The sequence below is a fragment of the Pantoea sp. X-Soil-MYKO-1785 genome, from assembly GCF_059730675.1.
Window position 1 is genome coordinate 3,442,647 of the sequence record NZ_AP036000.1, and the last position, 14,206, is coordinate 3,456,852.

Consider the following 14,206-nt stretch of genomic DNA (forward strand, 5'->3'; position numbering starts at 1 on the left):
AATGCTAACCATAGGATATTCTAAAAAGGAGCATAACAATATTTAAACCAAAATTATCACCTGACGCCTGATGCGGGCTGCCGCGCCGGTTTCAGCCCGGCCGTCGCGGTGCGCGCGGGTCTGGCGGAGCAGAGAACGCTAACAGGCCGCCTGCACATTAATGGCATCGGTAAACGGCGATCTGTTCTGCCCGGTTGAGTTCCCGCCTGACGCCGATTATTCTGAGCGCCATGAAAACACCTCGTCTCCCCATTGCTCTGCAACAGGCCGTGATGCGCGCGCTGCGTCAGGCGCTGGAGCGCGCCAATCTGGCACTGAAAACCAACTACCCTGAACCAACGCTGCTCTATCAGCAGCGCGGCACCGCTGCCGGCACCGCCTGGCTGGAGCCGTGGGAAATCCGCCTTAATCCGATCCTGCTGCTGGAAAACCAGCAGGCGTTCATTGAGGAGGTGATTCCGCACGAACTGGCGCATCTGCTGGTGTGGAAGCAATTCGGTCGCGTGGCGCCGCACGGCAAAGAGTGGAAGTGGATGATGGAGCAGGTGCTGGGCGTGCCGGCGCGACGAACCCATCAGTTCGAGGTGCAGTCAGTCCGCAGCCGCACCTTTGCTTATCGCTGTCAGTGCCAGCAGCATCAGCTCACGGTACGCCGTCACAATCGGATACTGCGCGGCGAGAGCGAATATCGCTGCGTTCACTGCGGCAGCCTGCTGAAAGCCGGTGAGTTTGTGCCCGCCTGAGCCGATTTCTCATTCCGCGTGATTCCGCATTCTGTTACCCTGCCGCCCTTTTTAGAGCACTGAGTAGAAATCTGGAATATGTCTCGCATCATTAGTCTGGCCGTTGCGCTGTTATCGGTTCCTTTTGCGGCTGACGCCCTGAACCTGAATAATTACCATCAAAACAATTTCCAGCAGGCCAAAGCTTTTGCCGCTGAACTCAACGCCGATGCGCCGGGGTCTTTTTACTGCGGCTGTAAAATTAACTGGCAGGGAAAAAAAGGCCTGCCTGACCTGAACAGCTGCGGCTATCAGCCGCGTAAAAATGCCAATCGTGCGGCACGCATTGAGTGGGAACACGTTATGCCGGCGTGGGAATTTGGTCACCAGCGTCAATGCTGGCAAAACGGCGGCCGTAAAAACTGCAGTAAAGACCCGGACTATCGTCGCATTGAAACCGATCTGCACAACCTGCAACCGGCTATCGGCGAAGTAAATGGCGACCGCGGCAACTTCGCCTACAGTCAATGGAACGGCAGTGAAAAGCAGTATGGTCAGTGTGAGATGAAGGTGGACTTTAAACTTAAGCAGGCAGAGCCACCGGCGCGCGCACGCGGTGCGATTGCCCGTACCTACTTCTATATGCGTGACCAGTATCATCTGCGAATTTCGCGCCAGCAAACCCAGCTGTTTACCGCCTGGAATAAGCTCTATCCGGTGACGAAATGGGAGTGTGAGCGTGACCAGCGCATCGCGCGGGTACAGGGCAATCACAATCCTTATGTGCAGCAGGCTTGCCAGCGCTAAAAAGCCTGCCCTAAACTAGCTCTTTTCCCGATGACGCCGTGTCATTCCACACGGCGCTTAGTTCTCAGGAACCTTATGCGCATACCTCGCATCTATCACGCCGGGCCGTTGAGCGTTGGCAGTGACATTACGCTGGATGAAGATGCATCCAATCACGTCGGCCGGGTGCTTCGCATGTCGCCGGGACAGCGTCTGGAACTCTTTGATGGCACTAATCTGACTTTTGCAGCAGAGATCACGCATGTTGATAAAAAGCGTGTAAAAGTATCGGTCACAGAGAGCCAGCCGGACGATCGCGAGTCGCCGTTGCACCTGCATTTGGGTCAGGTGATGTCGCGCGGTGAAAAGATGGAGTTCACTATCCAGAAATCGATTGAGCTGGGAGTGAACGTCATTACGCCGCTATTTTCCGAGCGCTGTGGCGTGAAGCTGGACGCTGAACGCCTGGCTAAAAAGATTCAGCAGTGGCAGAAGATTGCGATTGCCGCCTGCGAACAGTGCGGCCGTAATCGCGTGCCGGAAATCCGTCCGGCGATGACGCTGGAAGCCTGGTGCGCTGAAGCAGAGAGCGGATTGAAGCTTAATCTGCATCCGCGCGCCAGCCACAGTATCAATACGCTGCCGCAGCCGGTTGAACGGGTGCGGCTGCTGATTGGCCCTGAAGGCGGGCTTTCCGCTGACGAAATCGCCATGACGGCGCAGCACGATTTTACTGACATCCTGCTTGGCCCACGGGTTTTGCGTACCGAAACCACCGCGCTGACCGCCATTACGGCACTTCAGGTGAGGTTTGGCGACCTGGGTTAAGCGATACTGCCAGCGGGCAGTCACAGACGCCGGTTCGCTGACGTGCTGACTGAACGGCCCACTGCTGACCGAACGAGACGAGACGGTAACCGCCGCCTCCCTGAGGAGATAATAATGATTAAACTTGGCATCGTGATGGACCCTATTTCGTCCATCAATATTAAAAAAGACACCAGCTTCGCCATGTTGCTGGAAGCACAGCGCCGTGGTTATGAAATTCACTACATGGAGATGCGCGATCTCTCCCTGCGCGGTGGTGTGGCGTTTGCCCGCACCCGTCTGTTAAGCGTTGAGCAGAATCCGGACAGCTGGTATCAGTTTGGCAGCGAGCAGGAGATCCCCCTCGCCGACCTGAACGTGGTACTGATGCGTAAAGATCCGCCATTCGATACCGAATTCATCTACGCAACCTATATTCTGGAGCGCGCAGAAGAGCTGGGCACGCTGATCGTGAACAAACCGCAGAGCCTGCGCGACTGTAACGAAAAGCTCTATACCGCCTGGTTTGCTGAGTTCACGCCGGACACGCTGGTAACCCGCAGCAAAGAGAAACTGCGTGCCTTCTGGCAGGAGCATGGCGACATCATCATGAAACCGCTGGACGGCATGGGTGGCGCCTCTATTTTCCGGGTGAAGAAAGACGATCCGAACTTTGGCGTCATCACTGAAACCCTGACCGAACATGAAAGCCTGTTCTGCATGGCGCAGAACTATATTCCGGCGATCAAAGAAGGCGACAAACGCGTGCTGGTGGTGGATGGCGAACCGGTGCCTTACTGCCTGGCCCGTATTCCGCAGGGCGGTGAAACCCGGGGTAACCTGGCAGCAGGTGGCCGCGGTGAAGCCCGTCCGCTGAGTGAAAGTGACTGGGAAATCGCCCGTCGCGTCGGCCCGACCCTGAAAGCAAAAGGGCTGATTTTTGTCGGACTGGACATCATCGGTGATAAACTGACAGAAGTTAACGTGACCAGCCCGACCTGCGTGCGTGAAATTGAGGCAGCCTTCCCCATCTCCATCACCGGCATGTTGATGGATGCCATTGAGAAGCGCCTGGGCTGAGCATGACGCCGGGGCCATGCTCCGAGATCAACCCAATACCGGTGCGGACGTCGCGTGCCGGTTATTTTTTTGGTACATCGTGTGAGAATGAATTTACAGCATCACTTTTTGATTGCCATGCCTTCACTGCAGGACCCTTTCTTCAAACGTTCCGTGGTCTATCTCTGCGAACATAACGAAGAAGGCGCAATGGGTCTGATCATCAATAAACCGATGGAAAACCTGACGGTTGAAGGCATTCTGAAGAAGCTCAAAATCTCTGCCGAGGATCGCGATCCGGCGATCAAACTGGATAAGCCGGTGTTTACCGGTGGCCCGCTGGCGGAAGATCGCGGCTTTATCCTGCATTCGGCTCAACGCACGTTTACCTCCAGCATCCGTATTTCAGATAATACGGTGATCACCACCTCCCGCGACGTACTGGAGTCGATTGGCACCGCCTCTCAGCCGGACAACGTGCTGGTGGCGCTGGGTTACTGCGCCTGGGAAAAAGATCAGCTGGAGAATGAGCTGATGGAAAATGCCTGGCTGACCACGCCGGCCAACAGCAACATTCTGTTCCAGACGCCGATTTCAGAGCGCTGGCGCGAAGCGGCGCGCAGTATTGGCGTCGATATTCACAACATGGCCAGCGACGCCGGACACGCCTGATGTCAACACAAACTCTGTTAGGTTTCGACTTCGGCACCAAAAGTATTGGTGTCGCGGTAGGTCAGCAACTGACCGGTACCGCCCGTCCGCTAGCGGCTCTCAAAGCGCAGGATGGCACGCCCGACTGGCTGCAAATCGAAAAGCTGCTGAAAGAGTGGCAACCCGATTTTGTGGTGGTGGGTTTACCGCTGAATATGGATGGCACCGAGCAGCCGCTGACCGCCAGAGCGCGCAAGTTTGCTAACCGGTTGCACGGCCGCTTCGGCATCCGGGTTGAGCTGCAGGATGAGCGTCTCAGCACGGTCGAAGCACGGGCCGGATTGTTCGAACGCGGCGGCTATCGCGCGTTAAACAAAGGCTCAGTGGATTCACAATCTGCCGCCATCATTCTGCAGGACTGGTTCGAGAACCATTACTGAAGCCACCCTTCTGCCTGGCGGGCCAGCCGGCTCTGCTCAAAGGTCTGCATACCGGCCTGCGCGCCGGTCTGCAGCAGCGCCGGGATCTGGTGCATCTTGCCTTCACGGATCAGGTTAGCGATGGCGGGCGTCGCTATCAGCACCTCGAACAGACCGATGCGTTTCTCATCGATCGACGGCACCAGCCGCTGGGCTATTACCGCCTTCAGGCTGCCCGCCAGCTGGCTGCGCACCAGCGCTTTCTCTTCAGCCGGGAACACATCGACCAGCCGGTCAACCGCCTGCGCTGCGCTGCGGGTGTGCAGCGTCGCCAGCACCAGATGACCGGTTTCCGCCGCGGTTAGCGCCTGACGGATGGTTTCGCTGTCGCGCAGTTCACCCAGCAGGATCACATCCGGATCTTCCCGTAGCGCCGCCTTTACCCCAAGGCTGAAAGAGGCGCAGTGTGGCCCTATTTCACGCTGCTGAATCAGTGACTGCTGGCTGTGATGGATAAACTCAATCGGATCTTCCAGCGTAATAATATGGCGCGCCTGCTGACGGTTCAGCGCATCCACCAGCGCCGCCAGCGTGGTTGATTTACCGCTGCCGGTCGCGCCGGTGATCAGGATCAACCCATCGCGCTGCTCCAGCAACGCCGGCACTATCGGCGGCAGCCGCAGGCTTTCCAGCGTCGGGCACTGCGCGGCGATGATGCGTAGCGCCAGCGACAGGCCGTTACGCTGCATAAACAGGCTGGCACGCAGCCGCTGGCCGGTTGCCAGCGTCAGGGCAAAATCAAGCTGCCGGTCGCGTTCCAGCTGCTGACGCTGCGGCTCATCGAGCCGGTGATCAATAAACTGCGCCATCCACGCGGCCGACAGTCTGACCTGCTGCGGCACCGTCTCCAGCTTTCCGTGACGTCGCCAGTAGGGCAAATGTCCGCTGCAAAGGTGCAGATCGGCGGCATTATGCTTTACACTAAGCTCCACCATTTCATCCAGATTCATAATTTCTCCTGACTATGACTTCAATCCAGCACAACCTACAGCAAGTGCGGCAGCGAATTGCCGCCGCCGCCGCGCGTTGCGGCCGCGCGCCAGAAGAAATTACGCTGCTTGCAGTGAGTAAAACCAAACCTGCGAGCGCAGTCGAAGAAGCTGCCGCTGCCGGTCAGATCGCCTTTGGCGAAAATTACGTTCAGGAAGGGGTTGAAAAGGTTCAGGCACTGACCGCACATCCTCAGCTGGAGTGGCACTTCATCGGCCCGCTGCAGTCGAACAAAAGTCGTCTGGTGGCGGAAAACTTTGCCTGGTGTCACACCATTGACCGTCAGCGCATTGCACAGCGGCTCAACGATCAGCGTCCGGCGACGCTGCCGCCGCTTAATGTGTTAATTCAGGTAAATATCAGTGACGAGAACAGCAAATCTGGCATCATGCTGGATGCCGTTTCCGGGCTGGCACAGCAAATCGCTGCGCTGCCGCAGTTGCGCCTGCGCGGACTAATGGCGATACCGGCAGCGGAAAGTGACTATGACCGGCAACTGGCGGTGTGCCAGCAGATGGCTGAGGCCTTCCGGCAGTTGCAGCAGGACTATCCGGCTATCGACACGCTCTCGCTGGGAATGAGCGATGACATGGAGGCGGCAATCGCCGCAGGCAGTACGATGGTGCGCATCGGCACCGCCATTTTTGGCGCACGCGACTCTGCGCGCAACTCACAACAATAATAGAGGAACTTCATGTTAACAATGACGTTTTTAGTAAAAACGCTGATCGATCTCTACGTCATGGTGCTGCTGTTACGCATCTGGATGCAGTGGTCCCGCTGCGATTTTTATAACCCGCTGGCACAGTTCGTGGTGAAAGTGACACAGCCGATAGTCAAGCCGCTGCGTCGCGTGCTGCCGGCGCTTGGCCCGATCGATACTGCTTCGCTGCTGCTGGCGTTTGTCCTGACGACGCTGAAATATCCGATTCTGTTGCTGATTCAGGTCGGGGTGTTCTCGGTCGATCCAACCAACCTGCTGGTCGGCTTGTTGTCGCTGGTCAAATCCGCCGGCTATCTGGTGTTCTGGGTGATTATTATCCGTTCACTGATGAGCTGGATCAGTCAGGGTCGCGGCCCGATTGATTATGTGCTGATCCAGCTGACCGAACCGCTGATGGCGCCGATTCGCCGCGTGCTGCCAGCAATGGGCGGCATCGATTTCTCGGCAATGATCGTCATCCTGGTACTGTATGCCCTGAACTTTCTCGGCATGGACCTGTTCCCGGGTCTCTGGTATCTGCTGTAAATGAACCAAACTGGAACTGTTATGCAAAAAGTTGTCCTCGCAACCGGCAATCCCGGCAAAGTGCGTGAACTGGCGGATCTGCTCTCCGCCTTCGGCCTGGATATCGTCGCTCAGACTGAACTCGGGGTAGAATCGGCTGAAGAAACCGGCCTGACTTTTATTGAGAATGCCCTTCTCAAAGCACGTCACGCAGCGCAGATCACCGGTTTACCGGCGATCGCCGATGATTCCGGCCTGGCGGTCGATGCGCTGGGCGGCGCGCCGGGTATCTACTCGGCACGTTACGCCGGTGACGAGGCCAGCGATCGGCAGAACCTCGAAAAACTGCTGCAGGCGCTGGAAAACGTGCCAGACGGCCAGCGTCAGGCGCAGTTCCACTGCGTGCTGGTCTATCTGCGCCACGCCGACGATCCGACGCCGCTGGTGTTCCACGGCAGCTGGCAGGGTGAGATTACCCGCGCGGCGGCCGGCGCTGGTGGCTTTGGTTACGACCCGATTTTCTACGTTCCGGCGCTGGGTAAAACCGCAGCCGAACTAAGCAAAGCGGAAAAAGGTGAAGTTTCTCACCGGGGTAAAGCATTGACGCTGTTGCTGGAAGCGATGCGTAATGCCTAATCTGCCGCCGTTAAGTCTGTATATCCACATTCCGTGGTGCGTACAGAAATGTCCCTACTGTGATTTTAACTCCCACGCGCTGAAAGATGAGGTGCCGCACGTCGAGTATGTGCAGCACCTGCTGCGCGATCTGGAGCAGGATTTACCGCTGATCGCTGACCGTGAAGTACGCACCATTTTCATCGGCGGCGGCACGCCCAGCCTGCTGAGCGGCAGTGCGATGCAGCTGCTGATGGATGGCGTACGTTCGCGTCTGGCGCTGACACCCGACGCGGAAGTCACCATGGAAGCTAATCCCGGTACCGTTGAAGCCGATCGTTTCAGCGCCTATCAGCGGGCCGGTATCAACCGGATCTCCATTGGCGTGCAGAGTTTCAGTCCGCAAAAACTGCAGCGGCTGGGGCGTATTCACGGTCCGGACGAGGCGAAGCGTGCCGCTAAGCTGGCGCAGGGATTAGCCTTACGCAGCTTTAACCTCGACCTGATGCACGGCCTGCCCGATCAGTCGCTGGACGAAGCGCTCGACGATCTGCGTCAGGCGATCGCGCTTAATCCGCCGCATCTCTCCTGGTATCAGCTGACCATCGAACCCAACACCCTGTTTGGTTCACGGCCGCCAGTGCTGCCGGATGATGATGCGCTGTGGGATATTTATGAGCAGGGTCACCAGCTGCTGAGCGCCGCCGGTTATCAGCAGTATGAAACCTCGGCCTACGCCAAACCGGGTTATCGCTGTGAACATAACCTCAACTACTGGCGCTTCGGGGATTATCTCGGCATTGGTTGTGGCGCGCACGGCAAACTGACTCAGCCCGACGGCCGCATCGTTCGCACGGTGAAGACCCGTCATCCGCGTGGCTTTATGCAGGGTAATTATCGCGAGAAACAGTACGACGTCGCCGATATCGACAAGCCGTTCGAATACTTCATGAACCGCTTCCGGCTGCTGGAAGCCGCGCCACGCAGTGAATTTGCCCGTTATACCGGTTTAGCGGAACAGGTGATTCGTCCGCAGATGGATGCGGCGATTGAGGCAGGTTATGTGGTGGAAACCGCTGAGCAGTGGCAGATCAGTGAGAAAGGGAAATTGTTCCTGAATTCGCTGTTAGAGCTGTTTTTGCCGGAAGAGTAACCAACAACTGAGCCTCAGCCAGCTGGCTGAGGCTCAGGATTATTTCTTCAGACCGGCAACCAATCCTTTGCGCTGGTCTTCTAACGAAATGACGCGATTGCAGACTTCGTGACCGAAGTTCTGGAAATCCTGCTCCTGCTTGCTCCACTCCGCCTGAATAGACTGCTGCAGACCGCCCAGATTACCCATAATGGCCTGCAACGGATTACTGCCGCCGCTGGCCTGCTGACTGCCCATCTCATTCAGGCTGTCCTGCATCACGCCACCGAGCGTTGACTGCACCAGCTGTTCGCCGTCGGCACGCACTTTGTCGATCGCCTGATGATGGAAGGTCAGGCCATCCGGCCGGTGTTCGATGATGCGGTTCATCTGCTGTTTCAGCTGGCCGTTCAGGGTGGTCAGGCGATTACGCACATTACTGTTCTCGCCCAGCTTCTCAACAATCACCCGATCCAGCGCCGCCCGCCCTTTTTCCAGCCGGGACGTCGCCCCGCTGTCAATCCACGGCAGATCTCGCCGCAGTGCGCTCTGGTAGTCGATGGCTTTCTGCCGATCGGCGGTATCCAGTGATACCTGCTGGCCGTTAAACTGCACCTCGCCCTGTGGCGTAATTTGCAGATTGCCGTTGGCGCCCACCACCTGCACACTTTGCGGCGTGATCACCACATCATCCTGTGGCTTAACGCTGCATTCATAGGCAGCCTGGGCCTGAGTCGCTGCTACCAGCAGCACAGCAAGAAGCGCTTTACGCATCATTGAATCTCCCTCACCTTCTGTCTGAACCGGATCCTGAAGGGCCGGGCGGCCTCGCCGTTATGGATCATCTTTCCATCCCGCGTCAGCCGGCCCGGCGTCGTGTTACTTAGTCCCACCAGACATCAAACAGTTCAGTCACCTGCACGTCCTGCAGCTTGCGCTCTTCCAGCCATTTACGTACCAGCTCGCGATGCTCATCGGTGCATTTGCCGGTTTTTTGCAGGCAGATTAGTCCTTCCCACACCAGGTAACCGCTGCCATCGAAGGCCAGACCGTTAGGATCGATCGCTTCATCAATGAACTGATTCAGCGTCTCATCGATCTCGCTTTCACTGGTGCCTTCCGGGAAACGCCAGGCGACGGAGAAACCCAGTTCCTGAAACTCATCGATATGCAGTTTTTTACGTAAACGGCGGCTGCGTTGTGTGGCCATTATTTCACCCTCTCAAACATTAAATCCCATACGCCATGGCCTAAACGCTGCCCGCGCTGCTCAAACTTGGTCAGTGGACGCGTCTCGGGACGCGGCACGTAATTCTGCTGCTCAGACTGATTGCGGAAGCCATCGATGCTGTTCATCACTTCAAGCATATGTTCCGCGTAGGCTTCCCAGTCGGTCGCCATGTGGAATACGCCGCCCAGCTTCAGCTTACGCATCACCAGCTCGGCAAACGGCACCTGAACGATACGACGTTTGTTGTGACGGGCTTTATGCCACGGATCCGGGAAAAACAGCTGGACCATACGCAGCGAGTTATCCGGGATCATTTTCTCCAGCACTTCCACCGCGTCGTGACACATTACGCGCAGGTTATCGACGCCCGCTTCTTTCGCGGAAGCCAGGCAGGCACCGACGCCCGGCAAGTGTACCTCAATGCCGAGGAAGTTCTGCTGTGGCGTATTTTGCGCCATGGTGACCAGCGAGGCGCCCATGCCAAAGCCGATTTCCAGCGTGACCGGCGCGTCCCGGCCAAACAGCTGGGGCAGATCGATCGGCTCCGGCTGATATTCCACCCCCATCTCCGGCCAGTAGGTGTCCACTGCCTGCTGCTGTCCTTTGGTTAAGCGGCCCTGGCGGCGTACAAAACTGCGGATCCGGCGCAATGGCCGCCCGTTCTCATCAAATTCTGGGGTGATGACGTCATTAATCATGTCGAAGCCTGCTGGTTAGCCTGTTCTGGGAAACGGGCATTATGCAAAGTTCATAAGCAGAAGCAAGCCTTTGCAATCTTCCGGTTTACACCCAGGTGCGCATGTGCTGGAATTCCTGCCTGAGTGTAGAGTAAACACGGAAAATTTCCTTCTTATGATGCAAGCGCCGCAGTTCGCGCAACAAGTGCTGGACTGGTACCAGCGCTTTGGCCGCAAAACCCTGCCCTGGCAGCTGGAAAAGACGCCTTATAAGGTGTGGCTGTCCGAAGTGATGTTACAGCAAACCCAGGTTGCCACGGTTATTCCCTATTTCGAACGCTTTATGGCGCGCTTCCCCACGGTTGGCGATTTAGCGGCGGCGCCGCTGGATGAAGTGCTGCATCTGTGGACCGGCCTCGGCTATTACGCCCGGGCGCGCAATCTGCATAAGGCGGCGAAGCAGGTTGTTGAGGTGCATCAGGGCGAGTTCCCGCGTAACTTCGATGACGTCGCCGCCCTGCCCGGCGTCGGTCGCTCAACTGCCGGGGCGATCCTGTCGTTATCACTGGGTCAGCACTTCCCGATTCTCGACGGCAACGTGAAACGCGTGCTGGCGCGGTGTTACGCCGTCGGCGGCTGGCCGGGGAAAAAAGAGGTTGAGAAACGCTTATGGCAGATCAGCGAAACCGTCACTCCCGCCGAGGGCGTCAGCCAGTTTAATCAGGCGATGATGGATTTGGGGGCGATAGTTTGCACCCGCTCGAAACCGAAATGCGATATCTGTCCGCTGAACAGCGGTTGCGAAGCCTATGCGCATAACAGCTGGGCCAGCTACCCCGGTAAAAAACCGAAGCAGGTATTGCCGGAGCGCAGCGGCTGGTTTTTGATGATGCAGCATGGCGATCGGGTCTGGCTGGAGCAGCGTCCTCCGGTCGGATTGTGGGGCGGCCTGTTCTGCTTTCCGCAGTTCACCAGTGAAGAGGCGCTGACTGACTGGCTGGCGGCACGCGGTATCCATGCTAAGCCACAGCAGCTTACCGCCTTCCGTCACACCTTCAGCCATTTCCATCTGGATATTGTGCCTATGTGGCTGGCGTGGCCTTCTGTCGGGGCGGCGATGGATGAAGCGGGCGGTCTCTGGTATAACTTAGCGCTGCCACCATCTGTGGGATTAGCTGCGCCCGTTGAGCGCCTGTTACACGAATTGCGCCATCCCCGACAACTGGCTTTGGGCAGTTGTGAGATCAATGAGGAAGAATAATGAGCCGCACTATTTTTTGTACTTTTTTACAACGCGACGCGGAAGGGCAGGATTTCCAGCTCTATCCTGGCGAGCTGGGCAAACGTATTTACAACGAGATTTCGAAAGAAGCCTGGCAGAAATGGATGGCGAAACAGACCATGCTGATCAATGAGAAAAAGCTCAACATGATGAATCCGGAAGATCGTAAGGTGCTGGAAAAGGAGATGATTAATTTCCTGTTTGAAGGCAAAGAGGTACATATCGAAGGCTATACACCGCCAGAAGCGTAAACAGTTTGGGCCTCAGCGTTGAGGCTCTTTATCCCGATCAGGCATGCATTCCCAATGAACAAAAAATTGATCGCCTTGCTGGTGATGGCACCACTTTTGGTTTCCTGCTCCGGACAAAAAAAACAGCAGTTTCATGAAGATTGGGTAAAAGACACCAACGGTTTCGATATTCTGATGGGCCAGTTTGCCCACAACATTGAGAATATCTGGGGTATTAATGAGGTCCTGATCGCCGGGCCGAAAGATTACGTCAAATATAGCGACAATTATTACACCCGCAGCCACATCAACTTCGAAAGCGGTAAGCTGACGATTGAGACCATCGCGGGCACCGATCCGATGGCCAGCCTGCGTCAGGCGATTGTCACCACGCTGCTGATTGGCGAAGATCCGGGCAACGTCGATCTCTATTCCGACGCCAATGACATTGTGATCAGTAAAGAGCCGCTACTTTACGGTCAGGTGCTCGACAACACCGGCCAGCCGATCCGCTGGCAGGGACGCGCCGAAGCCTTTGCCGATTATCTGATCCAGAATAAATTGCAGCGCCGTACCTCGGGTCTGCATGTGATCTACTCGGTCTCGATTCCGATGGTGCCTAACCATCTGGATAAGCGTGCGCACAAATATCTGCCGATGGTGCGCAAAGCGTCGGAACAGTATGGCGTCGATGCCTCGCTGATTCTGGCGATCATGCAGACCGAGTCGAGCTTTAACCCTTACGCCGTCAGCCACGCCGATGCGCTGGGTCTGATGCAGGTGGTGCAGCATACCGCCGGGGTCGATGTGTTCCGCATGAAAGGGAAATGGGGTAAACCAAGCCGCAGCTATCTGCTGGATCCGGAGAACAATATTGATGCCGGTACGGCCTATCTGTCGCTGCTGCAGCGCAGTTATCTGGGCGGCATTCAGGACCCGGTATCACGCCGTTATGCGGTGATCACCGCCTACAATGGCGGTGCAGGCAGCGTGTTGCGGGTCTTCTCCAGCGATAAAGATCGCGCGTTTTCGATGATCAACAACATGTCACCGAACAAGGTTTACCAGACCCTGACCAGCCAGCACCCTTCGGCGGAGTCACGTCGCTATCTGTATAAGGTGAGTACCGCGCAGCGTAGTTATCGTGGATTCTGATAGCAGGTGGGTTCGCCTGGCGGCGGGCTGGCATTGAGCGGGTTTCGCCCGCTGTGGGCTGGCATTGAGCGGGTTTCGCCCGGCGGCGGGCTGGCATTGAGCGGGTTTCGCCCGCCAGGCGGTGGGAAGTTTCAGCCTGCCCGGGCAGGCGGACGCGTCAAGGGGCGGCCGCCCGCCCCTTAACAATCCTGGCGTCCGGCTACCTGCGCGCCACGCTTCGCGCGGTCCCTTCGTCACTCCCTGCGGCCGACGGACCGGCCGGACGCGCCATCCCTGGCGCGATCCGTCCTTTCGCCGACCTCCTGTCGGCTCTCCTGGCCTCCGGTTGTTCCTCAGCGCTGCGGACGCCTCTGGTAAAACCTCGCCTGTAAGCTCTCTTTCTTTTATATGGACTGGTTTTGCCTGGTGGCTGGTGGCTTACGCCTGGCGGCGGTGCGCTTTGTAGCAGGTGCATGCTGTGCAGAGTGACCTCTGGCTGGTCTGGCATAAAGCAGGGTTTCACATGGCTGTGGGCTGACATAGAGCAGGTTACGCCCGCCGGGCGGTGGGGAGTTTCAGCCTGCCTGAGCAGGCGGTCGCGTCAAGGGGCGGACGCCTCTCACAACCCCCCGCCTGTTATATCTTTTATTTTCTGGGATTAAGTGTCGTCTGCTGGCCTGAAAGCCAAAAACAATCCCGAAAATCTTCAGCGATAAGATACTGAATCTTTTGAGAAGAGATAACAGCAGGGGGTTTAGGGAGGCCGTCAGAACCGCTAAGCCGATGAGGGATTTCAGGACGAGCGACAGGGATGTCGCGAAGAGGCGGGATCGCGCCACGGATGGCGCGTCCTGGCGTTCCGTAAGAAATCCGGAAGAGGCGAAGGGACCGCGAAGCGGCGGTGAAGCAGGCCGGAGCCCGGGGTCAAGGGGGCGCGGCGACTGGCGGCCCCTTGTCGGTCGCCGGCAGCGGCGAAACTGAAACTGCCGCTGCCAGCCGGCGAACGAAAACCTCTCAGCGCCTATTCGCGCTGCGAATATCCAGCCCGCTACCGCCCGGCGAACGGAACCTTATCAGCCCGTTCGCGCCGCGAACATTTCTGGCCCCCCGTCTGTGGTTTCTAAAACGTCTGGCAGCGGTGGATGAATGCTTTCTTTTTCTGGCGGCTAACGTCCCTGAACGT

General features: G+C 57.3%; 17 protein-coding genes. 13 read left to right on the forward strand and 4 right to left on the reverse strand.

Annotated elements, in window-relative coordinates:
• The first annotated feature begins 230 nt into the window (after positions 1-230).
• The 6 genes from AC6I8D_RS16265 (at position 231) to ruvX (ending at position 4,465) form a co-directional block, all read left to right on the forward strand.
• On the forward strand, positions 231-743 hold the full coding sequence (locus tag AC6I8D_RS16265; RefSeq protein WP_312758494.1) for a SprT family zinc-dependent metalloprotease: 513 nt from the start codon (positions 231-233) through the stop codon (positions 741-743).
• A gap of 78 nt (positions 744-821) precedes the next feature.
• The gene (gene endA, locus AC6I8D_RS16270) at positions 822-1,529 is read left to right on the forward strand and encodes a deoxyribonuclease I (protein WP_312758496.1); all 708 of its coding nucleotides are present in this window, start codon (positions 822-824) and stop codon (positions 1,527-1,529) included.
• Between the two features lie 75 nt (positions 1,530-1,604).
• Positions 1,605-2,336, forward strand: coding sequence for a 16S rRNA (uracil(1498)-N(3))-methyltransferase (rsmE, locus tag AC6I8D_RS16275; RefSeq protein WP_312055986.1), 732 nt, complete (start codon positions 1,605-1,607; stop codon positions 2,334-2,336).
• A gap of 114 nt (positions 2,337-2,450) precedes the next feature.
• Positions 2,451-3,395, forward strand: a complete 945-nt coding sequence (gene gshB / locus AC6I8D_RS16280) for a glutathione synthase (RefSeq protein ID WP_031375778.1) — start codon at positions 2,451-2,453, stop codon at positions 3,393-3,395.
• A gap of 87 nt (positions 3,396-3,482) precedes the next feature.
• Positions 3,483-4,046, forward strand: a complete 564-nt coding sequence (locus AC6I8D_RS16285) for a YqgE/AlgH family protein (protein WP_312055984.1) — start codon at positions 3,483-3,485, stop codon at positions 4,044-4,046.
• A complete protein-coding gene (gene ruvX / locus AC6I8D_RS16290; RefSeq protein ID WP_312055983.1) occupies positions 4,046-4,465 on the forward strand; it encodes a Holliday junction resolvase RuvX in 420 nt (139 codons plus the stop codon). Before AC6I8D_RS16285 ends, ruvX begins: the two co-directional genes overlap by 1 nt.
• Here the strand turns inward: ruvX and AC6I8D_RS16295 are convergent.
• Complete coding sequence (locus tag AC6I8D_RS16295; RefSeq protein WP_312056041.1) at positions 4,459-5,454, reverse strand: type IV pilus twitching motility protein PilT; 996 nt, start codon at positions 5,452-5,454, stop codon at positions 4,459-4,461. The two genes, ruvX and AC6I8D_RS16295, sit on opposite strands and share 7 nt — an antisense overlap.
• 14 nt (positions 5,455-5,468) lie before the next feature.
• Here AC6I8D_RS16295 and AC6I8D_RS16300 point away from each other — a divergent pair, with 14 nt between their 5' ends.
• From AC6I8D_RS16300 to hemW, 4 genes are read left to right on the forward strand one after another with little or no spacing between them, the layout of a single operon-like run.
• On the forward strand, positions 5,469-6,176 hold the full coding sequence (locus AC6I8D_RS16300) for a YggS family pyridoxal phosphate-dependent enzyme (RefSeq protein WP_312057593.1): 708 nt from the start codon (positions 5,469-5,471) through the stop codon (positions 6,174-6,176).
• Positions 6,177-6,188: 12 nt separating this feature from the next.
• Positions 6,189-6,743 carry a YggT family protein gene (locus AC6I8D_RS16305; RefSeq protein ID WP_031375783.1) on the forward strand — a complete coding sequence of 185 codons (555 nt, stop codon included), beginning with the start codon at positions 6,189-6,191 and terminating at the stop codon, positions 6,741-6,743.
• 21 nt (positions 6,744-6,764) lie between these two features.
• Positions 6,765-7,358, forward strand: coding sequence for an XTP/dITP diphosphatase (locus AC6I8D_RS16310; protein ID WP_312057596.1), 594 nt, complete (start codon positions 6,765-6,767; stop codon positions 7,356-7,358).
• Positions 7,351-8,490, forward strand: a complete 1,140-nt coding sequence (gene hemW / locus AC6I8D_RS16315; protein ID WP_497820473.1) for a radical SAM family heme chaperone HemW — start codon at positions 7,351-7,353, stop codon at positions 8,488-8,490. The genes AC6I8D_RS16310 and hemW overlap by 8 nt, the downstream gene beginning before the upstream one ends.
• A gap of 39 nt (positions 8,491-8,529) precedes the next feature.
• Here the strand turns inward: hemW and AC6I8D_RS16320 are convergent, their stop codons facing one another.
• From AC6I8D_RS16320 to trmB, 3 genes are all read right to left on the reverse strand, one after another.
• Entirely contained in the window at positions 8,530-9,246 is a 717-nt protein-coding gene (locus tag AC6I8D_RS16320) for a YggN family protein (protein WP_312057600.1), read from the reverse strand.
• A 106-nt stretch (positions 9,247-9,352) separates the two neighbouring features.
• Positions 9,353-9,679, reverse strand: a complete 327-nt coding sequence (locus tag AC6I8D_RS16325; RefSeq protein ID WP_031375786.1) for a YggL family protein — start codon at positions 9,677-9,679, stop codon at positions 9,353-9,355.
• Positions 9,679-10,398 carry a tRNA (guanosine(46)-N7)-methyltransferase TrmB gene (gene trmB, locus AC6I8D_RS16330; protein WP_031375787.1) on the reverse strand — a complete coding sequence of 240 codons (720 nt, stop codon included), beginning with the start codon at positions 10,396-10,398 and terminating at the stop codon, positions 9,679-9,681. The genes AC6I8D_RS16325 and trmB overlap by 1 nt, the downstream gene beginning before the upstream one ends.
• Before the next feature lie 154 nt (positions 10,399-10,552).
• Here trmB and mutY point away from each other — a divergent pair, with 154 nt between their 5' ends.
• Genes mutY through mltC form a run of 3 tightly spaced genes read left to right on the forward strand, consistent with a single transcriptional unit; the run spans position 10,553 to position 13,044 of the window.
• Positions 10,553-11,638, forward strand: a complete 1,086-nt coding sequence (mutY, locus tag AC6I8D_RS16335; protein ID WP_312057602.1) for an A/G-specific adenine glycosylase — start codon at positions 10,553-10,555, stop codon at positions 11,636-11,638.
• Positions 11,638-11,910, forward strand: a complete 273-nt coding sequence (locus AC6I8D_RS16340; RefSeq protein WP_497820474.1) for an oxidative damage protection protein — start codon at positions 11,638-11,640, stop codon at positions 11,908-11,910. Before mutY ends, AC6I8D_RS16340 begins: the two co-directional genes overlap by 1 nt.
• Before the next feature lie 54 nt (positions 11,911-11,964).
• Entirely contained in the window at positions 11,965-13,044 is a 1,080-nt protein-coding gene (mltC, locus tag AC6I8D_RS16345; protein WP_312057605.1) for a membrane-bound lytic murein transglycosylase MltC, read from the forward strand.
• The last annotated feature ends 1,162 nt before the right edge of the window (positions 13,045-14,206 follow it).